This window comes from Flavicella sp. IMCC45537 (genome assembly GCF_057197705.1).
In genome coordinates, this window is the sequence record NZ_CM170067.1 from 1,566,659 (window position 1) to 1,592,637 (window position 25,979).

The 25,979-nt window shown below is 33.9% G+C and carries 18 protein-coding genes and 1 tRNA gene; 8 read left to right on the forward strand and 11 right to left on the reverse strand.

Features of this window, described 5'->3' with window-relative positions; translation table 11 throughout:
* The first annotated feature begins 109 nt into the window (after positions 1–109).
* Positions 110–1,129, forward strand: a complete 1,020-nt coding sequence (locus AC2DGP_RS06725) for a glutamine synthetase beta-grasp domain-containing protein (protein ID WP_484492246.1) — start codon at positions 110–112, stop codon at positions 1,127–1,129.
* A gap of 95 nt (positions 1,130–1,224) precedes the next feature.
* Here AC2DGP_RS06725 and AC2DGP_RS06730 read toward each other — a convergent pair whose 3' ends face one another.
* A complete protein-coding gene (locus AC2DGP_RS06730; RefSeq protein ID WP_484492247.1) occupies positions 1,225–2,160 on the reverse strand; it encodes a calcium/sodium antiporter in 936 nt (311 codons plus the stop codon).
* 132 nt (positions 2,161–2,292) lie between these two features.
* Here AC2DGP_RS06730 and AC2DGP_RS06735 point away from each other — a divergent pair, with 132 nt between their 5' ends.
* The 5 genes from AC2DGP_RS06735 (at position 2,293) to AC2DGP_RS06755 (ending at position 4,413) form a co-directional block, all read left to right on the forward strand.
* On the forward strand, positions 2,293–2,430 hold the full coding sequence (locus AC2DGP_RS06735; RefSeq protein WP_484492486.1) for an SsrA-binding protein: 138 nt from the start codon (positions 2,293–2,295) through the stop codon (positions 2,428–2,430).
* 16 nt (positions 2,431–2,446) lie between these two features.
* Positions 2,447–2,680 (forward strand): putative signal transducing protein, encoded by a 234-nt coding sequence (locus AC2DGP_RS06740; protein WP_484492248.1) that lies wholly within the window; start codon positions 2,447–2,449, stop codon positions 2,678–2,680.
* A 60-nt stretch (positions 2,681–2,740) separates the two neighbouring features.
* Positions 2,741–2,814: transfer RNA gene (locus AC2DGP_RS06745), tRNA-Arg, on the forward strand.
* A gap of 258 nt (positions 2,815–3,072) precedes the next feature.
* A complete protein-coding gene (locus tag AC2DGP_RS06750; RefSeq protein WP_484492249.1) occupies positions 3,073–3,828 on the forward strand; it encodes a DNA/RNA non-specific endonuclease in 756 nt (251 codons plus the stop codon).
* Between the two features lie 72 nt (positions 3,829–3,900).
* On the forward strand, positions 3,901–4,413 hold the full coding sequence (locus AC2DGP_RS06755; RefSeq protein WP_484492250.1) for a hypothetical protein: 513 nt from the start codon (positions 3,901–3,903) through the stop codon (positions 4,411–4,413).
* Between the two features lie 3 nt (positions 4,414–4,416).
* Here AC2DGP_RS06755 and AC2DGP_RS06760 read toward each other — a convergent pair whose 3' ends face one another.
* Positions 4,417–5,364: an aldo/keto reductase gene (locus AC2DGP_RS06760; protein ID WP_484492251.1), complete on the reverse strand. Its 948-nt coding sequence runs from the start codon at positions 5,362–5,364 to the stop codon at positions 4,417–4,419.
* A gap of 186 nt (positions 5,365–5,550) precedes the next feature.
* Between AC2DGP_RS06760 and AC2DGP_RS06765 the strand changes: the two genes are divergently transcribed.
* On the forward strand, positions 5,551–6,561 hold the full coding sequence (locus AC2DGP_RS06765) for an HAD family hydrolase (RefSeq protein ID WP_484492252.1): 1,011 nt from the start codon (positions 5,551–5,553) through the stop codon (positions 6,559–6,561).
* Positions 6,562–6,613: 52 nt separating this feature from the next.
* The gene (locus AC2DGP_RS06770; protein ID WP_484492253.1) at positions 6,614–7,573 is read left to right on the forward strand and encodes a YHYH protein; all 960 of its coding nucleotides are present in this window, start codon (positions 6,614–6,616) and stop codon (positions 7,571–7,573) included.
* An 18-nt stretch (positions 7,574–7,591) separates the two neighbouring features.
* Here AC2DGP_RS06770 and AC2DGP_RS06775 read toward each other — a convergent pair whose 3' ends face one another.
* From AC2DGP_RS06775 to AC2DGP_RS06815, 9 genes are all read right to left on the reverse strand, one after another.
* Entirely contained in the window at positions 7,592–9,235 is a 1,644-nt protein-coding gene (locus AC2DGP_RS06775; protein ID WP_484492254.1) for an AsmA family protein, read from the reverse strand.
* A 142-nt stretch (positions 9,236–9,377) separates the two neighbouring features.
* Entirely contained in the window at positions 9,378–10,961 is a 1,584-nt protein-coding gene (locus AC2DGP_RS06780; protein WP_484492255.1) for a hypothetical protein, read from the reverse strand.
* A 21-nt stretch (positions 10,962–10,982) separates the two neighbouring features.
* Positions 10,983–12,782 (reverse strand): RagB/SusD family nutrient uptake outer membrane protein, encoded by a 1,800-nt coding sequence (locus tag AC2DGP_RS06785; RefSeq protein WP_484492256.1) that lies wholly within the window; start codon positions 12,780–12,782, stop codon positions 10,983–10,985.
* 16 nt (positions 12,783–12,798) lie between these two features.
* Positions 12,799–15,906, reverse strand: coding sequence for a SusC/RagA family TonB-linked outer membrane protein (locus AC2DGP_RS06790; RefSeq protein ID WP_484492257.1), 3,108 nt, complete (start codon positions 15,904–15,906; stop codon positions 12,799–12,801).
* A 255-nt stretch (positions 15,907–16,161) separates the two neighbouring features.
* Positions 16,162–17,769, reverse strand: a complete 1,608-nt coding sequence (locus AC2DGP_RS06795) for a helix-turn-helix transcriptional regulator (protein ID WP_484492258.1) — start codon at positions 17,767–17,769, stop codon at positions 16,162–16,164.
* A 427-nt stretch (positions 17,770–18,196) separates the two neighbouring features.
* A complete protein-coding gene (locus tag AC2DGP_RS06800) occupies positions 18,197–20,059 on the reverse strand; it encodes a sulfatase-like hydrolase/transferase (RefSeq protein WP_484492259.1) in 1,863 nt (620 codons plus the stop codon).
* A gap of 44 nt (positions 20,060–20,103) precedes the next feature.
* Entirely contained in the window at positions 20,104–21,792 is a 1,689-nt protein-coding gene (locus AC2DGP_RS06805; RefSeq protein ID WP_484492260.1) for a sulfatase-like hydrolase/transferase, read from the reverse strand.
* 66 nt (positions 21,793–21,858) lie between these two features.
* Positions 21,859–23,421, reverse strand: a complete 1,563-nt coding sequence (locus AC2DGP_RS06810; protein WP_484492261.1) for an alpha-L-fucosidase — start codon at positions 23,419–23,421, stop codon at positions 21,859–21,861.
* Positions 23,422–23,433: 12 nt separating this feature from the next.
* Complete coding sequence (locus AC2DGP_RS06815) at positions 23,434–25,914, reverse strand: glycoside hydrolase family 2 TIM barrel-domain containing protein (RefSeq protein ID WP_484492262.1); 2,481 nt, start codon at positions 25,912–25,914, stop codon at positions 23,434–23,436.
* Positions 25,915–25,979 lie beyond the last annotated feature (65 nt).

Consider the following 25,979-nt stretch of genomic DNA (forward strand, 5'->3'; position numbering starts at 1 on the left):
TTTTTCTACGTATTTTTACGTACTTTTTAATCCTTGATAGAAAATTATGTGTTATATTTGTGACTTCAAAAAATTATCATAGAAACATATAAACAATACATATAGAATTATGGCTAAAATTAAATTAGAGTACCTTTGGTTGGACGGTTACAAGCCAACTCAAAACTTAAGAAGTAAAACTAAAGTTGAGGAGCATGAAAACTTCCAAGGAACATTAGAAGAAATAGGAAACTGGTCTTTCGATGGTTCTTCTACACAACAAGCTTCTGGTGGAGCATCTGACTGTATCTTGAAACCAGTTGCGATCTACCCAGATCCTGCGCGTATTAACGGATGGTTAGTAATGACTGAGGTATTAAATGCTGATGGAACTGCACATGAATCTAACGGTCGTGCTACGATTGAAGATGATGATAATGACTTCTGGTTCGGATTTGAGCAAGAATACTTCATCATGGATACTGAAACTGATTTACCATTAGGATTCCCAAGAGGTGGTTACCCAGCTCCACAAGGAATGTACTACTGTTCAGTTGGTGGAAAAAACACTCACGGACGTGATTTAGTTGAAGAGCATGCTGATTTATGTATCGAAGCTGGATTGAACTTTGAAGGAATCAACCAAGAGGTTGCTTCTGGACAATGGGAATTCCAATTATTTGCTAAAGGAGCAAAGAAAGCTGGTGATGAAATTTGGATTGCAAGATATTTATTAGATCGTTTGACTGAAGGTCGTGGAATGTACATCGAGTACCACCCAAAACCATTAGGAAAAGATTTAGATTGGAATGGATCAGGAATGCACGCTAACTTCTCTAACTCTATCTTGAGAGAGTGTGGTTCTGCTGAGAAATACGCTGAAATTTGTGAAGCTTTCCGTCCAGTAGTTAAAGAACACATTGAAGTTTATGGTGCTGAAAACGATCAACGTTTAACAGGAGACCACGAAACTCAATCTATCGATCAGTTCTCATGGGGAGTTTCTGACCGTGGAGCTTCAATCCGTATTCCAATTATCGCTGTAGAAAAAGGATACAAAGGATGGTTAGAAGACAGAAGACCTGCTTCAAACGGAGATCCTTACAAGATTGCTGCTAGAATTATCAAAACTGTTAAGCCAGTTAAATAATAATAAGCACATTTATATAAAAAGCGTTCAAGTTAACTTGAACGCTTTTTTTATGCTCTTCCCTCAAAAACAGACACTATATTATACTTGTATCTTTAAAAAATCATTGTATAAATAAAGCCTATATATATAAGGAGTAAAATTCCACCTTCTAGTTTTCCGAAATTCATTTTTCTGTAAAAAAAACTAAGCGGTAAAATCAAGAAAGAAATAGCCAGCATCCAATAGATGTCATTTTCTATCAAACCTTTGTCTACAATGGTAATCGGATGGATTGCTGCAGTTAGACCTAACACGGCCAAAATATTAAAAATATTAGACCCTAATAAATTCCCTAAACTAATTGCTTTTTCCTTCTTTAGGACAGCTATAATAGAAGCAGAAAGTTCCGGAATACTTGTACCAACAGAGACTATTGATACACCAATAATCCTCTGACTCACATTAAACTGCTCTGCCAATCCAACTGCACCAGAAATCAGCAACTCAGAACCACCCCATAAAGCAGCTCCACCAATCGCTAAAAACATCAGAGCCTTCCATAAAGGCAACTCCTCATCATCTTCAGGCATCTCATCTTCTACTGCTGTCTTTTGAAACTTTAACATATAGATCAAAAATGCAACCAAAGCAGCAAAGAGGATTCCTCCTTCATATCCTTCAAGTACCCCATCAGTAATTATAAAGACATATAAAAGAATAGAAGCTAACATCATAATTGGCCAATCGGTTTTAAAAAAGCTCTTGGTTACCTTTATATCAGACAGCAATACAGTAATCCCCAACACCAATGCTAGATTTGCAATATTGGAACCTATAACATTTCCCATTGCTAAATCTGAATGACCTTGTATAGCAGATTTTAAACTTACAATTAACTCAGGCGCCGAAGTAGCAAATGAAACTACAGTCATACCAATAATAATTTTTGGTATCTGTAAACGCAAAGAAAACCCAACGGCTGATTTTAATAACCAATCTCCACCAAAGATTAACAATACTAAACCAACAATAATAAATATCAAATCCATTTTAATAATTTTGACGCAAAGATACCTATTCTAAAAGAGGTCCTATTTAATTTTGAATTTACTTTAACAAAAATCTTCAATTAATTTTGTAATTTAGATAGATCCTAAAATTGGAGAACTATGAAAAAACAGTTGTACAAATCAATTGCAAAATTCAATAAATTGGTTTTACCTTCTTTCGGTAAAAAACAATTAGACATGAGCAAAGCTAAAAAATGGCAATTGGCTATTATTGGCTACAGAGCTTTCATTACAAAAAAATCATTATAACCATAAATTACATACCATGGCAAACGAATCAAACCATGTTGCATTACATACTGCTTCTTTTATTGAAATCCAACGTCTACAACTAGATTTAAACGACGCTGAAATCCCTTTTATCACAAAAAATGATTCTGAATCTGCACGACTCGCTGGTTTCGGATCTTTTGGTGATCATGTTGAACTTTTTGTTTATGAAAACGACCTTTCAGAAGCAACAAAAATACTTGATAAACTAAAAGGAGAATTAATTTAATTTTTTTTCGATTTTTGTTTTGCATATTGTAATAAAACTCTATATTTGCAACCGCTTAACGGCCGCGTGGCGCAACTGAATAGCGCACTTGATTACGGCTCAAGAGGTTATAGGTTTGAATCCTATCGCGGTCACAAAATCTTATAGATTTTAGATATTAAATCCCTTTAAACATTCGTTTTTAGGGATTTTTTTATTTATCCCTATGAAAGAAGCTATCTTAACTTTAGATGTATTTCTTTTTATTAGCTGAAAAAGAAAACAGATGACACTGTAAAAAAGCTTTAACGCTTACAACTTCTTAAATCCCTATCCTTAAATCCAAGGAATCCCTACATTCACCAAAGTCAACTAGTGGTGAATTTTAATTACTTTTAAATAAAAAATTCAATATGAGAAAAGCAATCTTTTATATCCTATATTTCATTATTAACAATTCATCCTATGCACAAGCATTTGATTATACACCAAGCCCTTTAGACGGACAGGTTCTATATTATACAGAATTTACAACCTGCTATTCTAATCTACATAAGCAACCGTACTGGGTATCTTACGAATTAACAAAGGAAGAAATAGAGTTGGAAAGTAGAGAAAGACTAGGAAAATTTATTCAAGACAAAAATATTATTCTTGGAGCAGCAACGCACGATGATTTTACAAATACCAACTTTGACCGTGGGCATCTTTCTAGGGCAGAATACAATAAACGAAGTGAAAATTCCTATCGTGAAAGTTACTACACGTCAAATATCTCTCCTCAAATTGGAAAAAATTTCAATCGTGTTGGTGGAGATTGGTACAATCTGGAAGAACTAGAAAAAAAATTTTGTATTTCATTGGGAGTCATTTATTGTGTCTCTGGTCCTGTTTTCAATAAAAATATTGAAGCAATAGGTGATGCTACCTCAATTATTGTTCCAGGTTATTTTTTTAAAGCAATACTTTCAAAAGACAAAAAACATGCCATTGCATTTTTATTAAAACATGACAATGTACCGGATAAGTCTTTATGGGATAGTGCCATTTCTATAGACCAGCTAGAAGGTATTACAGGAATTAATTTTTTTAAAATGCTAAGTAACAAAACAGAACAAAAAATTGAAAATAGTCTAGATTTAGAATATTGGAAAAAACAAATTAAATAAATTGAAAGGACATGGATAAGCTATAAAAAAAGGAATTCACTACCTTTGACCATCTAATTCATTTCAAAATTAATGCAACCGAAACCAACTATAGAACTGCTCCCTACAAGAAAATTTATCTTTTTATTTATTGTTAGTCTAGGACTTTACAATGTTTGGTGGATGTATAAAACATGGAAACTTTTTAAGGAGCGTGATCAATCAGAAATTGTTCCACTTGCTAGAGCTATATTTGCGATTTTCTTTTTACATACATTATTTGAAAAAATTCAAGAGTTTGCAAGATCCACCGGTTATAAGGAAAATTTTTCTTCCCTTGCCTACTTTATAGGTTTTGTTGCTTTCAATATGTCAAGTCGACTACCAGGAGGTTTATGGGTTTTTTCTTTTTTATCAGTACTATGCCTGATACCTGCATTAAACGCTTTTAATTACGGCATCAAACATTCAGGAGAGTACGACATCATTGAAGATGAAAAATTCAATCAAAATCAAATTGTATTAACTGTAATTGGAACTTTGTTCTGGATGCTCACTATCATTGGGATGTTTGCAAATCCAGAAGCAATGAATCAAGCTCTTTAACACTTAATTCCAAACGAGTTTTTTCCGTTCCTTCCAATAAGACTCTGTCGGAACTGCAAAGTTTTGCAGAAGTATCAATTCCTCTTCTTGCAAAACAAAATCATTCGCTTTTAAGTTACTTAACAAGTGTTCCTTTTCAAGTGCTCCGCTTAACACAGAATAAGAATTAATGCTCTGCACACAAAACCTCAAGGCTATCGCATCAACACCTACTTTATATTTATAAGCCAATTGTTGTAATTGATTATAAAGCAATTCATATTGTAAGAAGTTTCTATTTGGTAACAACCTTCCATTCGCTAAAGCTTCCTTTATGATAATTCTTTTTCCATTCTTAGCTATTTCATTACAAAATTCGGCAACACTTTGATCTAAAATATTATGAGTCACTTGAAAAACTTCAAACAACTGTTTTTCATTTATTTCAATATCAAATGCCTCTTTTAAAACTTCCACCTGATTGCCTCCAGTAGTGGAAAGTCCTATTTTCAAATCAAATTTCTCCTGATATTCAGCTAATTTCTCTAATACTTCTAAATTCCTTAAAACACCTGTTTCAAAAGTAGCAGAGTGAATTTGATATGTAGTTAAAAATGGTTTTAAGTTTTTAGAAACGCTCCATTGCGAAATTAACTTTTCTAAACTATGCTCCTTTACTTCATGAATAGCAGCATCTTTTTTAAAATCCGCAACGTAAGTATACCCCCATTTGGTAGCCAATTCTATTTCGGAATCCAATTTAGAATTCAACCAATTTAAAAGTATCGATTCTGCCATTCCATAACCGGGTGAGGTGTCATAATAACGAACCCCATTTTTATAAGCCAACTCCAACAAGCTTATGCCATCTTGATTAAATTGATTTTTATCAAAAGGTTTACTTTCTTTTGTTTTTATATTTATATACTGAGGTCTTCCTATCGCAGCAGTTCCTAATCCTATCTTTTGCATATCACTTTCTCTATTGAAATATAAACATACTGTATTGCATAAAACCCTACAAGAAATATCATATCTTAAAAAACAGTTTATTCAATTTTCATCGATTAAATTTTAAACTTAACTTATATATTGATACCTTGTATTTATATAACTATTACAGGAATCTTTAAGTATTCTTAAATTCAAAACCAACTCATGAAAAAATGTATTTTTGCCATTGTTATTCTTCTATTCACTAGTTGTTCTCATAAAGACTCCAAAAGCAACAAAGTCTCTGACCCATTATCATCATGGAATACAGGCAAACATAAATCTCAAATTATCGATTTTGTAAACACTGCCACGAACCCTTCAAGTAAAAACTTCATCCCTGTTAATGAACGCATTGCGACCTTTGATAATGATGGTACTTTATGGTCGGAACAACCTTTATATTTTCAATTTTTCTTTGCAATTGACCAAATTAAGGCCAATGTAGAAAAACATCCATCATGGAAAACTACGCAACCATATAAAGCCGCATTGGAAGGAAACATGAAAGAATTATTACAATACGGAGAGGCAGGAATCGTCAAAATAGTGATGGCTACGCATGCTGGAAGTACAACAGAGGAATTTGAAGAAATTGTAAAAAACTGGTTAAAAACAGCAATCCACCCAACAAAAAACAAACCATATACAGACTTAGTTTATCAACCTATGCTAGAACTTTTATCTTATTTAAGATCAAACAACTTCAAAACTTACATTGTCTCTGGGGGGGGATTAGATTTTATGAGACCATTCACAGAACAGGTATATGGAATACCTAAGGAACAGGTTGTTGGTAGCACTATTAAAACATCATATGATTACAATAATGGAAATCCTATTATAAAAAGGTTACCTGAACTAGATTTTAATAATGATAAGGGAGGAAAACCTGAAGCAATCCATAAATTTATTGGTAGAAAGCCAGTTTTTGCCGCAGGTAACTCAGATGGTGATCTTCAGATGCTTCGCTGGACCGCTTCAAATAAATCTAAAAGTTTTATGCTTTACGTTCACCATACTGACTCAATAAGAGAATGGGCATACGATCGGGATTCTCACATTGGAAGATTTAACAAAGGTCTTGATGAAGCAAAAGAAAAAGATTGGACAATTGTAGATATGGAGCAAGACTGGACAGCAATCTATCCCTACGAACTAGTGCCTAAAAAATAATATTTAAAATTATCCTCGATAAAATAAAAACAAACTAAAAATCTGTAATTATATGAAATCATTGCGCATTATTATTTATTTTTTCAGTCTATGTATTGCCATAAGTTGTGGAACTTCAGAAAATAAAACAAGTTCGAAGAAGCAAGTAGCTCAAACAACAAATTTACTAACAACGGATTTCTTTAAAGAATATAGTATTTCTAGTAGCACCTATGGTACAAATACAACCGTCGAATTAAAGAACGGGAATAGAATTATAAATACCAATGCACTCCCTAATCATGAAACAGGAAAATTCCCTACCTATGGGAATCCAAATACAATTTCTGCGCAAAAATTGAAGTATTCCATTCCGATTAACCCTCAATTATCTGGTAAATCAAAATGGGCTAGAGAACCAGGAATCGCCATAAATGGAGTGAAGTTTGAACCAGAAACAGCGGAAAGATTTGTTTGTGAAACAGGCGAAGTGTATAAAATAGAAGCTTTTCAAGATTTGGTTAACCTAGGATTAGACTTTAACAATGCACATGTTCAACCAACGGGTGCTTATCATTATCATGGAGTACCAACCGAATTAATAAAAATTTTAGACAGAGAAGAAGATTTAATTCATGTAGGTTTTGCTAAAGACGGCTTTCCGATTTATTACTCTAAAACCGGTAAATACAAGCCAAGCTATCAACTGTCACAAACCAATCGAACTGGTGATGCGTGCGCCTATAAAAACCCAAAACATGGCATTGAAAAAGACCTTCAAGACACTCGCCCTGATGGTACTTTTGTTTCTGATTGGGAATACATTGATGGGCTTGGCAACCTAGATGAATGTAATGGAACTACCATAAATGGTTCTTATGCTTATTTTGTAACTGAGGAGTACCCATATATGAGTAGATGTCTAAAAGGGAATTTTACTGAAATCCGTAGAAAAGGACCACCACCGGGTCAACATAGACATAATGGCCGACAAGGACCGCCACAACATGACCATAGACCTCACGATTTGTAAAAAAAGCACTACACATTGCTATTTTTTCTTTTCAAATATCTTTTTTGCATTAGCGCCATCGATCATAAAATAATTAGGATCCGTTGGTACGGGATGACTGACTTTTCCAAAGTAGATGGGATTACATTTTTGCAGCGTTAAAGTTCTAAATAAATTGACGACAGATCCCATAAGCGTTTTTACAACTTTTACTTCATCTAATACAATTGCTTCTGGATTTCCATGAAATTTTTGTCCTAATATTTGACATGCCCTATCCGTTAAAACCACAATTTCTGCATTAGGAATAGAATCTTTTACAATATCATAGTCTGCAAATAAAGCGAGTCTATTGTTATTTGTAGAAAAAGCGACATCTTCAGCTTTTAAAACTCCTTTGGAAAGATTCATATCTATTACAAGTTCCTTTATATTTGAAGAATCTTTATCTGTGAATTTTGTGGTTAGTAATTTTGTAAAATCGGACCCTTTTACAGCAACAGTACCAAACGGACCGGCAAATGCAAAAGCACCAATATCAACCAAATTAAAATTTTGACTCTTTTTATAATTCTTTAACAAATGGTCAAGATCCATACCATAAAGCATTATATCCTTTCCATTCACTCCAATTTTAGCATTGGAGCTTTTCTTAAACTCGCTAAAATTATATCCCTTAAATTTCCAATCGACACAAAAATCTACATTACCTTCAGCAAATTTATGAGGATTATACTCATTCAGAGCTTTGTTTACATCTACATCAAAAGATGATACTTTAAAATTTAATACTTTTTCATTTTGACTGAAGCGTGTGTAGACTTTTCCTTTTGTAAATGCCTCATGCATCTCGGAATCGTTTATAAAACCTTTAAACTCCAAATCAATTATATGATCCTTTTGATAACTATAGCTCCCTTTAAACTGATAAGACTGATTTAAAAACCTAAGAAAACTAGATCTTACATCGATTTTATCCGTATTTAAATCAATACTAAAACCTGACGACAACTCCGATTTCTCAAGTTTTCTTAGATCATATTTTTCAAAAAATGTAGGTCTTATTTCTTGATTAGAATTTACCTCGATATCCAAAACATTACCAGACAATTTAAGTTTTGCCTTAACATTTTCAAACTCAAAAAATTCAGCATTTTTATTCCCATCTAACAAAATTGACATAGAGGCCTGCTTGACTTCTAACTCTTCTATTGCTAAAACAAATGGAGAACTCAATGAAGTATTACTTTGATCTGAAGATATCTCATTTAACACTGAGAAGGCATTGGCGATATTCCAATACTTCTCATATTCAATTAAATTTAAAGATCCATCTTCAATCACGGCTCTTTTAATAATCAACTTAGAACTAGATAACAATTCTTTTAAATCAAAATCAAGAGCTATTTTTTTTAAAGAAAAAATATTTTCATTTGGCTTAACAAAACCATCTTCAATAAATGAAACATTATTCAATGTAATAGCTACCTTAGGGAAATAAGTAAACAGATCATAACCTAAAGATTCTATCTGAAATTCACCTTTAAAATTGTCGTTAGCAACTAAAAGAAGTTCATCTTTCAACCAATCTTTTTTATACTCAAAAACAAACCAAGATCCTATTAGGCCAAAAAAGACAATTATTACAGGGAGTATTATGGCAAATTTTAAAACGTTCCTCATGTAAGCAACATACAATTATTTCAGACAAATATCTTCTTATTTTTTATTTTATCCAAAGCTATCCCCCACTAAAAAACAGAACAAAAAAAAAGAGCCTTCAACAAATGAAGGCCCTTTTTAATTTAAAATTAAAACAATTATACTATGGTCTTTCTTCTTTTTCTATTAAGAAGAAATCATCAATATATATAGTTGCTTCTGTAGTCTGTCCAGCATTCGCATTTATTCTGAACCATAACTTTGCCACATCTCTAGGAGAACGTGTATAGGTAACTTCTTGAGTTATCCATTCATCCGTTGGCAAGGTACCTGTAGAAAAATCTACTGTCGAATTCCATCCCCAATCGTTAAGCATAAACATTTGACCATTCAAAGGCATTACTGGACTATTTGCTCCATCAATATAAACCTTATAACGGAAAATGTATTCTTTTCCTGCTTCTAAAGGAATTACACCATCATTAGGGAACGAATAACCAGATTCTGAAGTTGCTTCTCCTGGTAAAATAGTCATTTTAACACTACTAGTTCCTAAAGATACTTGCTCCGTAGAAAGCTCCACATGTGGTGCATTTCTCCACCATGGCCCCCAAGCACTTGCATCTGCAACATTGGTAGGCAGCAAATTCTCATTATTCATGGTTACAGCTGAATCCGTAAATGCAACCGGAACTCTTGTATCTGTAGACGTAATTCCACTACCATCAGTTAACGAAACTGTAACTACATCAGGTCTGTATATAGGATCATCCAAAGTTACCACTAATACAGTTGCGTCATCCGGATTAATAACTACAGATTTGATAGAGAAATCTGTCCCATTCACTTTAGCTGAGAAAAAAGCTTCTTTCCCTGTAAAAGGAGCAAATTCTCCATTAAACGGTATATGAATCGACTCATCTAATTGCTCTTGAATTGTTCCTGTCACTTGGAATGGCTTAGATGAAGGTATAACATTGATAGTTGCAGGCACAAAATACCTTTCACTATCACCAGGAATATTCTCACCACTTCTTGTCAAATACAATTGCGCACTTTGAACCCCTAATTTTTTGAAGGTAGGTTCAAATACTTGACTAGAGCTTTGTTCGCCTGAAACCGTCCATGTTCTATTCGTCGGTCTCCCAATAGTTGATAAATCAGTAAACTCAAGTGTTCCACCAACCTCTACAGTAATTACATCTGAAGTACTTTCATGAGGTACCAAAGCACCATCTTGTCTTATCTCAATTTGTGGGACAATTGAATCATAAACATCCACTACAAAGGTAGTATCAATAACCCAAAGATCACCCACTTTCACTGATGGTAAAATATAATCTTCCACACCATTATTACCACGAAACGCAACTGAATCGTGAAAGGTGTTATGCAATGTCACCTCTTTTAAACCACCTGTTGGAAACAAGACATGTACAACATCTTCAGTTGAAACCGTATCTGTTTTATTTATAATAAACTGCTCAAAAACAGAGTCTCTTCTTGCAATTGGACCTCTTAAAAAATAATTCCCTTTAGGTATTGTCCAAGTATGATCCACTGTTCCTTGAGATAAATCCATAAAAGACATATAACCTCCAGCGGTTGATCTTAAAACATTTTGTCTAGCTCCTCCTGTGTAAAAACCAACATCAGAAAAGGTATTTGGTTGTTCATAGGATTCATCTTTACAAGCCACAAACATTGTAGCTATAGCGAAAGATAATAATAGATATATTTTTTTCATTTTAATAAAATTTAATTTTTATTATTCAGTCTCAATTCCAATGAAAGGATTTGTAACCAATTCTGTATTCGGTATAGGCCAATACGAATGCAATTCATCCGTATAGTTAGCTGTTGCTTCTTGAAATTCTGTGAAATTAGGATCTACATTTGGATCATCAACAGCTACCTCAACTAATAAACTAGCCCATCTAGTAACTGCATTACCAGCATCATTTACAGCATCATAATAATGTAGTGCATCATATCTTCTACTCGAAAGTTCCTCGAATCTTTGTTTCTTAATTCCCCATCTTCTTAGATCCACATTACGCTCTCCTAATCCTTCACCTCCCAATTCAAGCGGCTTTTCTACATGTCTGATATGCTCTCTTAGCATCTCTTGTGAATAAACAAGTTCATCATGATCATTCGAACCATATTCTGTATCTTCTGCGCTAAGTCCAATTAACTGTACAGCTGATCTACGACGAACTCTATTTACATACTTCATCGCTTCTGGTAAGTTACCTAGTTCTACCATACACTCAGCATAATTTAACATCACTCCAGCCAAACGAATGTATCTCTCATTCACTCCTGATCTTGGCGTTGACGGATAAATATCTTTTTCAGCTTCCACGATATCCCAGTTGGTATGCTTTCTCCAATAACTGGTATTTCCCTGATTAAAAGGTCCCGTTGTACCAGGCAGTCTTCCATACCAAGGAGAATCCACATCATCAACTAAAGCAATTGATGCAGAAGTTCTTAAGCTATACTTTCTAAATCCTCCACCTTCTACTCTATTTGCATCATCAGACAAATCCAACACTTCGTTTTTATACAAAACAGTCAACCAGTTTGATGGAATTGTCCCCAACCAATTTGGAGAAAATCTCCATGCCAAATCACTCGATAACAACTTCCATGAAAAACCAACTTCTGACATCTTAAAGTCAACTGTAAAAGATGCTTCCAAAATGGATTCTATATTAAATTCATCCATCGTCGTAAAGTTACTACCAATATTTGGCATTAAATCATATCCAAAGTCTTCTATAACGCTTATGTACTTTTCTGCAGCCTTAGCATATTCTGAATTATGTAAATATGTATTTCCTAATAAAGCAACAGCTGCACCAGCCGTAACACGTCCTAAATCATCTCCTGTCCAACTATTAGGTAAAACAGATGCGGCATACTCGAAATCAGCGATATAAAAAGTTCTCACTTCATCTGCAGGACTAGGAGTCTTAAAAAAATCACTTGGAGACATAGCAACCTCGGTAACCAAAGGAATAGATCCTCCATTATAAGAATTATACAAATTATAATAGAAAAATCCCCTTAATAGACGAGCTTGGCCTAATGCTAAAATAGCTCTTGCCTTATCTTCTCCTGATAAAGTAGGCATTATTCTATTTGCTGCCTCAATTACTTGATTCGCTCTAAAAACTCCCTCATAACCTTCTTGCCATTTTTGAATTGAAGGATTTGATGCATTATTAAAAGTTTGCAAATAGGAAGTATTCACCATTGTAGGACGTGCTCTCCATGATCCTGCATAAGCGTAATCACTTCTATTCAATTCTTCTACCAAATTCACCATAGTAGTACTTTTGAAGGTATTGTAAACACCATTCAATCCTGCTTCTAAATGTCCTGCTGTCTGCCAGAATACATCTGTAGAAATTTGATTAGGGTTTGATTGGTCTAAAAAATCCTCATCGTTACAGCCCGTTAAGGCAACTAGTAATACTGAACATCCAATAAGAGCTCCTCTTTTCGTTATGCTAGAAAAGAAATCTTTTATTTTTATATCTATATTTATTTTTTTCATGTCTTTCTTTATTTGATTAAAAGTCAAGTTGTACTCCAAATCTTAATATTGAACTTACTGGATATGTTCCTCTATCAATTCCTCTTGTACTTAAACCATTATTTCCTACTTCTGGATCATACCCTGTATACTTTGTAATTGTAATAGGATTTTGAGCAGATGTATACACACGTAATCTGCTTATTCCAGATTCTTTCAATACATTCTTAGGGATTGTATACCCTAAAGTTATGTTTCTCAACCTAATAAAAGACCCATCCTCTAACCAAAAATCAGTTTGTCCTCTGTAGTTTTCATGAGAATCACCTCTGTTTACGGGAATTGTAGAAGTTGGGTTTTGAGGACTCCATTGGTAAATCAAATCTCTATGATTCGATTTTTTATAAGTATACGCTTTCGAACCATTTAAAATTTCTGCTCCAAAAGATCCATACCATTGCATAGTAAAATCAAAATGCTTGTAGTTCGCATTAAAGTTCCAACCAAGTTCAAAATCTGGAACTCCGCTTCCTGCAAACTGTCTATCATTAATATCTAAAACACCATCGTTGTTAAAGTCAACATATTTCAAATCTCCCGCTTGAGCATTCGGTTGAATTTTTCTATATTCCTCTAAATCTTCAGGTTGCACAATTCCATCCGTTTCGATAAGAAAAAACGCTCCGGCTACATACCCCTCCTTAAGAAAAGAAACCAAATCCTCTCCTTGACCAACATTAGTTACTTGACTATTTGCCAATGCAACTTCTTTATTGGTATCACTCATTTTAGTCACCTTATTTCTATTTCTAGTATAAGTCAAACCTGTTTTGATGGTCATCTTCCCTCTATGTGTATAGTTTACAGCCAATTCTGTACCTTTATTTTCCATATCTCCCACATTAGATACAACTTGAGCATCATTTCCTGAACCAACTCCTTGACTCGGAGGTACAATAAATGGAAATAACATATCTCTCTTGTCTGCTTTGTAAAAATCTCCTGTCAATTGCAAGGCATTTCTAAAGAAGCTCAAATCAAAACCAATATTCGTTGAAGTAGATGTTTCCCATTTTACATCTGGATTTGCATAAGCTTGCTGAGTTAGTCCGCTTACCAAATTTTGATTAGATCCAGTATTGAACACATAATCATTTTCAAGAACCAATACCGGAGAATAACTATAATCTGCGATTCCTTGATTTCCTGTTGTTCCTCTACTCGCTCTTAATTTGAAGGCATTAACACTTCGTTTTAATGGTGCCCAGAAATTTTCTTCAGCAACATTCCATCCTACAGAAACTGAAGGGAAAGTCCCCCAGTGTTCTTTTTGAAACCTTGAAGAACCATCTCGTCTTACACTTGCGCTTAACAAATACTTACCATCATAATTATATTGGAAACGACCTAAATAACCAACTAAAGTGTTTGTTTTATCCTGATTCCATTGTCCAGTACCGGATCCTGCATTTGCATCAGGACTTGTAGCTCCATTCAAAACGGTAATATTATTATCCGCAATATCTAATTTCTCTCCGAAAAACTGAGCCGAGAAAAATGATTCTCTAGAGTATACACCTAATAATTTTACCTGATGCTTACCAATTTTTTTATTGTAATTGATAATATTCTCTAAAGAATAATTCTTACGTCTACCAGCAGTATTTCTTATTTTTGAACGTTCTGTTGGAATTTCTTCCCCTTCAAAGTTATAGGCAACATATTCAGGATTAACAGTAATTCTAGTACTATTAGCATATAAAATACCAACCCTAGAAGTAAATTTAAAATTTTTAGAGAAGTTATAAGCGACTCTTAAATTTGCATCAAAAGTATTCGTCTCAGTATCATCTTCTTGAATAAGCTTTCTACCCAAGAAAGTTAAGTTTTCAGCTTCACTACCACTTGATGACCCCGCATCCTCTAAACCATTGCTATCTAAAGTTAATTCTGGCTGAGAAGCATTGTAACTATTAGCATCTAATAACAGGCCCCAAGGAGCATGTTTTCTGTCTTCAGTCCTAAAACCAGCAACAGTAGACACATTCCACTTTCCTTTTTTAAATTGGGTATTTTGTCTTAAGTTCAATCGTTTATACCCCGACTTAATGATAACCCCTTCTTGATCAAAATAATTTCCTGTAAAACTATAAGTCAGTCCATTTTGCCCACCAGAAACACGAATACTATGATTCTTGATAGGAGCATAATTGTTCTCTACCAAGTCAATCAAACTTGTATTGTTTGTCATTTGGTGTGTACTAGTCTCCATTCTTGTCCAAGTATTCCCGTATGTTTTACCTTGTAAAGCTGTTGAACTTAAAAAATCAACATACAATCTGTCTTGGTTATTTAAAAGCGGTACACCAGAAGTTATACTCTGAACTCCGTAGTAAGTACTAAATGACATTTTCATTGTTCCTTCTTCCCCTTTTTTAGTGGTAATCAAAATTACCCCAGCAGCTCCCCTAGTACCATAAATTGCAGCAGAAGCATCATCTTTTAAAACATCAATACTTTCTATTTCCTCAACACTCAATTTAGGATCTCCTTCATAAGGAATACCATCCACCACATATAATGGAGTATTGTTTCCATATACAGAAGATAGCCCACGAATGATAATATTCGCACCAGCACCAGGATCTCCTGAGCTTGCTTGAACATTTACCCCTGCAATTTGCCCTTGTAAGGCTGATGCAACATCGGCCGTTGCAGAAACCTCAATTGCAGCTGCTTCAACTTTTACAACCGCCCCTGTGATCTCCTTTTTCTTTTGAGTACCATACCCAACTACTACCACCTCTTCTAAGGTAGATACATCTTGCTTTAAAACAACATTTAATGCTTTAGCTGTTGTTGCCTTAACCTCCTGGGTAACAAACCCCATATAGCTAAATACAATGATTTCTCCATCGGATGCTTTCAACTCAAAATTCCCATCAAAATCTGACGTTGCTCCTCTTGAAGTTCCTTTTACGACAATCCCCACTCCAGGAAGAGGTTCCCCTTCACTTGAAACAGTTCCTTTTACAATTTGTGTTTGCGCTTGTATATCAAAGCAACACGTTAGCAAGAGAATGCCTAAAAGAAGAAACCTAATTTTAGGTTTGGTTATACTCTTCTTTCTAAAATTTAATTTCATAATTATTCTGGTTTAAATTAGATATACAAATCAAATAATTTCTTTCCATAGATCTGAAAAACTAGACTTGATGAATACTTGATATAGACAAAAACAACCGTTTAAAAACTAAACACAAACTGAACACACTTTGCTTTCAAGCCCTTTAAAACTTAAGATCCCAAATAAACCTGAACAATTCTAAACTCACACAAAGCAAAAAGGCACTTGTCAAACTAGTTGACAGGTGCCTTTTATAAAAAGTCTTTCTTTTTCTTAGAACTTATTTATAAAATCAACTAAATTCACGTTCCTATCCAAACCTAATTTCTTCCTTACCCTATGTCTTGATGAATGAGAGCTCTCTACAGAAATACCTAACAAGGTTGCCATTTTTTTACTCGAAAAATTCAATTTCAGCAAAGCACAAACTTTCAAATCTGTAGGCCCTAAATCAGGGAATTCTGCTTTTAAGTTTTTATAAAAATCCTGATTTATAGCAACAAACCGTGCTTCAAACTCTGCCCAATTATTATTAGGATCACGCTGAATTGTCTTTACCTTATTCTTTAATTTCTGAACATCCACTTTATCATTGGATAGCTTTAGTTCTGAAGCAATCTCAGAAACAAACTCTTCTTTCTCTATTAATTGCAAAGCAGAAAGTGTAAGTTCCTTATTTTTAACTTCTAGAATACTATTTTTAGCATCCAGTTCAATCCTTTGCTTATCTTTTAGCGCTTTTTTCTCAGCTTTATGTTTAAAGCGAATCCCTTTAATAATTAAAAAAGCACTTAACAATATAAAAACCAAGCTAACAATTAAAACTAACTGTTTTAACTTATTGATGCTAGATTCTTGCTGCAAAATCATTAATTCATCTTCTTTGGATTTTAAAAGTTGTTTTTCCTTTTCAATCCTATACTCATCCTTAATATTCAAGAACTGAGCATTTTTTTCAAAATTCGCTCCATAATCTTGTTTATCTAATTTACTCGATTTTGCTAAATACTGATACGCTTTTTCAAACTTTTTTTGTTTTAGAGCCAAAATCGACAATCTTATATAATTCAAACTCTTATAGTTATGATGACTATTATAATCTTCAATCAACTTTAAGGAGGTTAAATAACTGTTTGAACTTTCCGCATATCTGCCTGATTCTTCAAGTGCGCGACCCAATAAATGATTAGAAATAACACTATATCTCTCATTGTACTGGTTTTTTAAAACATCAATCTCCTTAAATGTTTCAATAGCTTCTGCATATTTCTTCTTTTTAAGAAGTAAACTTCCTTTTTCTACTTCTAAAAAATAATCTTTTTTATTCGGATAAATAGCTTTATACATTGCATAACTGCTATCAAGATATTTCTCAGCCATATCAATTCTACCTGAACTTCTATATACATTGAAATAAGCATGATAAATAGATTTCACACTATTAAAAGGTACCTTTTTCTCTTTATAGGCTTGAACCATTATATTCCTTGCGAAATCTAAATGTTCTAACGCAGTTTCCTTTTTACCATATATATTGTAAAGCACTGCCAATTCTTGACGTATACGTGCAGCCCACACCATATCATTCACTGATTCAGCCAAACGTAAACCCGTCCAACAATAATCATAAGCACTACTATAATCAGAAATATGTTTGTGATAATAGGCATTCGCAAATACCGCCTTTATCATTCCTAATGTATCCTGTTGCTCTAATTGATAGTTGTAACTTTTATCGTAATAAAAACCAGTGCTGTCCATTTTAGAAGTTCTTAACGCAACGGCTTTATCAAAAAATTTATCTCTGTTTTTTAACGACTGACTTATTACTGAAAAACTTGTTAGACTCAAAAACAAGATAAAAAATAACTCTTTCTTCATAATTCAAAATTAACATCTCTTTCAAAAATACAAAGATTGTTTTGTTATCAAAAAAAACTAGCAACAAAACATAGACACAAAAACAAAACTCAAAACACTCAAAAACAACACTTTAAAATACATTTCAAAATATTGTCTAGTTTATGTCGGAATATTTAATTTTTAACACGAGTTCTAATCAAGTCTAAAAACGCATATTTCCCCCATTAAGAAATTAAATTTGTCCCTTATTATAACAGCTGATTTTCTGACGCAAATAAGAAAATTAATTGATATTATATTGCTTGCTAGTTTTAGGTTAAATATTGTTCAGCAGTTCGTATAGAAGTAGGCAATGAAGAATTTCAAATTAAATTAGTACATAATTAGAAAATCTATAGGAACTAAAAAAAGCCCTTTCTGTGGTTAGAAAGGGCTTTGTTTTTTTTTATAATTTAGGGATGATTTTTTTGGGGATATTTATTTTCTTATCATCCGCCCCTAATGCAAACTCTGATTTATGGTATTCATTTTGCTTAGTCCAATTACTCTCTATTCTTCCGTCACCTAAGGTAATATTTCCTAATTTTTTTCTAAACCAATCTGCTAATTTGATATACTCTTTATCATTAGCAACATTGTTCCTTTCTTTGGGATCTATTCTTAAATCATACAAAGCCATTTCTACATCCTTTCTAGGGGCTTTGATTCCCCACATAACATTTACGTTCGGTTTTTGTTTATTACTCGCCTTTGCATTACTCTCTCTATTTCTCATAGAAAATGAAAAATTCTTAGTTCTGATAAATGCTCTTGGTCCTGCAACATGATTAAACTCGCCTAGAACATAGTCCCTTTTTAGATTTTTGTTTTTTAACACCTCTGCCAAATCATAACCATCTAAAAAATCATATTCTTCCATTGAAAGATCTGTTCCACCAGCAGCAATTACAGTTGGCATGATATCAACATATTCTGTAAAACCAGTATATACATCACCTGCTTTAAATTTTTCACTTTCTGAAGAAACTACAATTGCCGTGGTATGGTTTGACAGTTCCCATGGCGAAAATTTAGCTTCAATCCCTTGCTCTCCCAATTGCCATCCATGATCTCCACAAACATAAAATATCAAATACTCCCTTTCATTCACTTTCGAGTATTCTTTAAAAGCTTTAATAGATTTTCCTATTTGATCATCGCCATAAGCGCAAAAAGCATAATAGTCTCTAATTGCCTGTTGCTTTTCTTCATAGGTAAGATCATCAATTTTCATCTTATCATATATTTTTTTCAACTGAGCTGGTAACTTTGAGACTTCCCTCTTATCAAATTCCGGAATTTCATAAATTTTTCCCTTAAAGCGATCTCTAAACTCTTTAGGTGGCATTACAGGTGTATGAGGAAAATGATAACTCAAGCTAACAAATACAGGAGTATTAGAATCTGCCCCCTTCATTGATTTACCCACAGGAGACTCATACAATTGATCTTTATTATTCAAATAATCTAAAAATTCTCTAGTAATATTTCCATCTAAAGTCTTATCACCTGGCATAGAATTCACTCCACCTATAATGAGTTCTGGATTACTACGAGTGTAAGCATATAAAATATCTAATTCCTTCTCAATTTCTTTTTTATTTTTTTTATCATTCTTTGTTAGTTTTTCACCCCTTGGAAAATATTTATGAGTGCCATTCGGATAATAAAAATTTACACGAGAACCAAGTTTCTTATACTTGCCATTAACCTGCCCCCACTCCGTACTATTATCCCAGTCTGTTGTATTTTTATTTTTTCTCAATTCAGTACTAGAAACATACTGCTGGTAAAAATTAGTTTCTCCTCTAACAGCTTTTGGCGTCCAATTAAAAATATAATATCCCTTTTTACCAAACATTGCCGTTTGATAACCATTATCTGCCATCACTTGAGGCATTGTTTTATTGAAAAAATCGGTTTGATTATGTGTTTTTTCGAATCCATAAATCCCCGAATGATGCGGGTATTTCCCTGTTATAATACTTCCTCTTGATGGAGCACACGCAGGTGAATTACAATAAAAATTTGTAAAAACGGTACCTTCTTTCGCAAGCGCATCTAAATTTGGAGATTCTACATACCCCAATGGACTATTTTTTTTTCCTGTTGTAATTTCATTAAAATATCCATTAGAATCCATTCTTTGATCATCTGTAACAATCCACAGAATATTAGGTTTTGTCATATTTTGTGCCGTTGTTTTATAAAAACCTGCACTAAACACCATAACCACTATACATAAGAGATGTTGATAATTTTTATACATTTTATACTTATTAGAATTGTTGTTAAAAAATATTATTCAAAATATTACTTATGTTTATTCTTCAGTTTCTTGTTTGCTTTTAAAGATTTCTGTTTTTCTCTCTTCAAATCTTCTAACTTTTTCAACTTTCTTTTGTCTTTTTCTGTTAACGGACCGTTTTTAGCAATATCGAACGTATTGAATCTTGGTAATACGGACTCTAGTCTTTCTTTTTCTGATTTTAGACCTGAAGATTCGTTTTGCCATTTTTTTATTTCCCTATAACTTATCAAATCGTTTGGTGTCTCACTTACATCATACCATCTATTTCTTCCATCCTTCATCAAATTTGACCCTCTTATTATCTGCATATTATCCTTATAACCATATACCCAAGACCTATGTTCATTTTTGTTCGTTGTTAAAAATGGCCAAAAAGATTCTCCATTAATTTCGTAATCCTCTGGTAACGAAACACCACCAATATCGGCTATGGTAGGTAATACATCTGACAAATTAAACAACACATCTTGCTCTCCTTTTTTAGTAAAATTCATTCCAGGAGCGTACACTATAAATGGCACATGGGTTCCTTTTTGAAGGTCAGGACTATTTTTTCCATAACCACTTGTACCATTATCAGCACAAAATATCAATATGGTATTGTCCTCTATCTTTAGATCTTTTAACTTTTTTAAATAAAGAGACAGTTGATAATCTAAATAATTAATATGATTATGAATCCCTGATTTCGTTACAGTACCATGTTTGTCAAATACTCCATTTTCACCTGTTATTTTTGGTGTCATTCTCTTATATTTTCCATTCTTCCACTCTACCTTTGGTGTTCCTGGCCATTTGTTTTTTTCTGTTGGGTTCAGAAAATCATAAGCATCATGTCCGAGGTGTGAGGTATGATACACAAAAAAAGGCTCTTCATTTTTAGTTTTTCTCTCCATAAAATCAAGAATAAAATCCAATTCTACATCCGGACCATAAGTCGATAAACCGTAGTTCTTTTTGGACTTATTAGTATTTGGCCACCATTCAAATTGTTTCTTTGCTGTGGGATGATTCATTAGCATCACATGAGGCTTCCAATACCAGCTTGATTGATCATATGTCGCTACTTTATTTCCTGTATTATTGTTGAGTTGAACTTTTTTCCCGTCCACTTTCTTGGTTTGTACTCGAAAATCAGTATATGGATTATCCATAGCTAAACTAGACTCTCCTGGCGTAAAAACTCCTTCATCAAAACCGAACAACTCTAATCTTTTATTTCTCATTTGTGTTTTACCAGACCAAAAGGTGGCATAACCAGCTGCCTTAGCGACATGACCAATAGTATACTCTGAACTTGCATACAAAGGATAAGATTCCAATTTTCCTTCAGGAGAAGAATATTTACCAATATTTTTGTTTCCCCACCACTTGTGTAAATGTGCATACCTTCCTGTCATCATCATTGCTCTACTTGGAGAACAAACAACAGCTGCCCATGCCGTTTTTATATAGACTCCATCTTTTGCTAATTGATCTATAACAGGAGTAGTTGCACGAAACTTTACATCTTGCGTGTTACCACCATGAGGTGGACTCCAGGTATCCGATTTATAAATCGGAAGTTCTCGAGCGCTAATATCATCAGCCAAAACAACTATAATATTAGGCATCTTCTTTTTCTGAGCATCCACAGCACAAAAAACAAACAAAAAACTAATAATCAACGACTTAAAAACTACTTCTCTCATAATTATTGGGTATAAAAAACCCGCAATTCTTCCAATAAGTTAAAGTTGCGGGTCGTATTTTTCTAATTAATCTACATGTGCATCCACAGCTCCTCCAATGGCAGTTTCTTTATATCCTTCCATCTTGATTTTAAAGGAATGTGCAAATTTCGAACTTAACTTTTTAGGAGACTTGATTACCAATCCTCTTGAATCTCTAGTCCACTGCAATTTCTCCGTACTTCCTAATAATTCCACAGATTCAATTTTAGAGTTTAAAACACCGATATCCGTAGATAATGTTTTAATCACAATTTCCTCCTGTGGAGCATCCATTACAATAGCATAAAACTCCTTATCTCCTTTTTTCGTGAAACGAATATCCTGATTCGTATATGCAATTTTATGTTTTTCAACTTTATGTCCTCCTTCAGGTAATCTTGTAGGTCCCTCTCCAAAAACAGTCCAAGGACGGGTACCGTAGATAGCATCTCCATTTACAGCAAGCCAATCTCCCATATCGACCAAAAGATCTTTCATTTCTTGAGGTATCGACGCATCTGGATTTGGTGGCACATTCAACAACATAAGACCATTTTTTGAAACAATATCGACTAAAATATCCACCAACTCATTCGATGTTGTAAATTTCGCATTCGGTCTATAAAACCAAGCTCCTGGAGAAGTATCCGTTAACCATACTTGCTCTTTAGGTTGATTTGGACGACCTCTTTCAAAATCTTTCACTGCTGTTTCTTCTGGAAATGTAGTTTCTTTATAACAAACAACAACTTCCTTACCCCATTTCAATCCCTTATTATAATAATAAGCCAAAAACTTTTGACGTAATTCTTCATCTAAGTTTTCTAACCACCAATCAAACCATAATACATCTGGTTCATAAACATCAATAAATTCCTTTAACTTAGCCCACCATGCATCATTAAAATCCTTATCAGGTGTATCTGAATCTAATGGATGTGGATTGGTATACAAATCATAATCCTCAGGATCAATTCCTCCATGTTTATGAGAGCCCGCAAAATACTGCCATGTAAAAGCATGATGAAAAGACCCCATGAATTTCATACCTCTAGATTCTATTTCTTTTTTCAATTCAGCTGAAGGGTCATAACCTCCATAATTCATAGAATTCCATCTTGTAGATTTGGCATCCCACATTGCAAAATTATCATGATGCATAGCGACAGGTCCGGCAAATTTAGCCCCAGAAATCTTAAACAACTCCGCCCACTCTTTTGCATCAAAAGCTGAAGGATCAAACTCTTCTATAATTTGCTTGTATCCATGCTCTGCAACAGGTCCATATTTCTGAACATGATGCGTATAATTCGTAGAAGGCTTCCCGTTTTTAGAAGGTACAATTTTACCATCTACGTACATCTTCATTCCATGCCAACCAGCATACCACTTTGTCGGGTCCGCTCCCACAAAAGCAGAAGAAACAGGTCCGTAATGTGTATAAATTCCAAATTTAGCATCCTGAAACCACTCTGGTGCTTGATTTACTTGAGATAAAGATTCCCAGTTTTCTTTGTATTTTTTCTTTTTCTGTGCAACCACTTCATTCTGAAAACAAAATGATGCCGTTACAGCAATAGCCATTAAGGTTTTATTAAACTTTATCATATTTAATATTTTTTATTTATTTATCGATTTTAACTGTTGTACCGCTGTTTTTAATCCTTTGGAAATCACTTTCACTTCAATAGCGCCAGGCTTTTCCGTTGTTTTTATAATTGCTAGGCATTTTCCATTAAATGCTTTTCTTTTTGATGACTGAAAAGAAGTATGATTCATGTTATCTCCATTTCCAGTTGCGATCAAGGTAGCTTCTCCATTAATTAAAAACTCAATGGTATTATCTGCTTTAGGAACTACATTTCCATCTTTATCAAGAATGGTGCATTCTATATAAGCCAAATCTCTCCCATTCGCATCTAACGTAGTTTTTCGAACGAAGACTTCCATTTTATTTGCCTTGCCAGCAGTGTGGATGGTTTTCTCTGCTACTTTTTTCCCTGAATTACGAGCAATCGCATGAAGAGAACCTGGTGTATATGTTACTTTCCATGATTGATATTCTACACCGTGCGTATCATTTTTTTGAATTCCAAGAGATTTACCATCCTGAAACAACTCTACTTCCTCCGCATTTGTATAAGCATAAACAGTCACTTCTTTGCCTTCCATACCTTCTAAATTCCAATGAGGAAAAATATGAACCATCGGTTTAGATGTCCATTGAGATTGATAAAAATAATAGCCATCTTTTGGAAATCCACATAAATCTATTGGAGCAAATGACGAGGATCTTGCCGGCCATCCAAAAGGAATTACTTCACCTAAATAATCCCAACCAGTCCATATAAATTGCCCCATGATATTATCTCTATTCTTAATATCTCTCCAGGCATCCATTCCTCTTTCTCCTAAAAGCTGTCTTTTTTCTACCCATTCATAGGCATCATTAAACTCATAACCTAATTCATCCCACCAAGCCTTTTTTTGATCGCCATACAAGTAGGTGCCTCTTGGATAATAAGATTGTGCAGAAGCACATTCTGTAACGATCCCCATGGCATCTGGAGCAATACGATCCTCTCTAACAAGACCATTTTCTTTTATATAATTATATCCTCTAATGTCACTTGTAGCAGCCGCTCCTTCACTTGGCCAAGCATCCCATCCATAACCAATCAATCCATTTGTAACTGGACGATAATCTAACCCATGTACAATTTTAATCAATCTATTTGCAATAGGAATACCTTCATCTCTTTTCATCTGGTCTATTTCATTACCAATACTCCACATAACAACAGAAGGATGATTTCTATCTCTTAACACAAAATCCGTTAAATCTTTATCTGCCCATTCCTTAAAAATTTCAGCATAATATTTTACCGGAATACGTGTTTTCTTACCATTTTGAACTGTTGCAGGATTTTTAACTACTTCCCATTCATCAAACATTTCATTCATCACCATGAATCCCATCTCATCACAGATATCCAAAAACTCAGTTGAAAACGGATTATGTGAGGTCCTTACTGCATTACATCCCATTTCTCGTAAAACTTCTAACTGACGTTCAATAGTCCTTCTATAAATTGCAGCACCTAAAGGTCCACCTGCGTGATGTAAACAAACTCCTTTCAATTTAGTTCTGACTCCGTTGATAGAAAACCCTTTGTCTTTATCATAACCCAAAGTTCTAATTCCGGTTCTAGTATGCTCTTCACCTATCAATTGTCCACCTTTATACAATTGAACTTTCACATCATATAAATTAGGAGCACTCGGTGACCATAATTTAGGATTGACCACCTCAAGTTGGATCTGAACCTTTGTTTTCTGAGAAGCTTCAATGGCAACAATTTGCTCCTTAACTGTAACTTTCTTATCATCTTTTAAAATTGATACAACCGCTTTAATTTCTTCTGAGATCCCTGATTCATTTTTTATTTCAAAATCTGTATTTACTATTGCTAGCTCATCAGTTATCTTTGGTGTTGTTACATACAAACTCCAATTTGGAATATATGTTCTATTCGTTATTTTTAACGTAACATCTCTATACAATCCAGTTCCTGAATACCATCTGTGGCCAGGTTGCTCAGAATTATCAAGTGTTACCGCGATAACATTTTCTCCTCCAAAATTGATATAGGGTGTTAAGTCGTATTCAAAACCAATATATCCCAATGGACGATACCCGACTTTAACGCCATTTATATAGACCACAGAATTACGATACGCTCCATCAAAATAGACAAATACTTTCTGCGAATTTTTATTAGCATTGACAACAAAGCTCTTTCTATACATACACTTACCCGTAGGCAACCATCCTCCTCTAGAAAAGGAAGGGTTCTTCTTTGAAAACTCACCCTTTATACTCATATCGTGTGGAACTGTGACATTTTCCCAAGAAGTGTCATCAAAAGCAACTTCTGTTGCTCCCTTCACATCACCTTTAGAAAACTTCCACCCTTTATTAAAAGGAATTTCTTTGGGTTCATCTAATTTATCCGCGCAAGAAACAAAGCAAATAGAAGTAATACAAAAAGTCACTACCTGTAGCAACACGAGTTTTAGTCTATGGAATTTAATTTTCATTTTTAATCTATTTCAGTATAGCTACAAATTTAAAAGAGGCGTATATATTCGCCTTGTTCAAATGT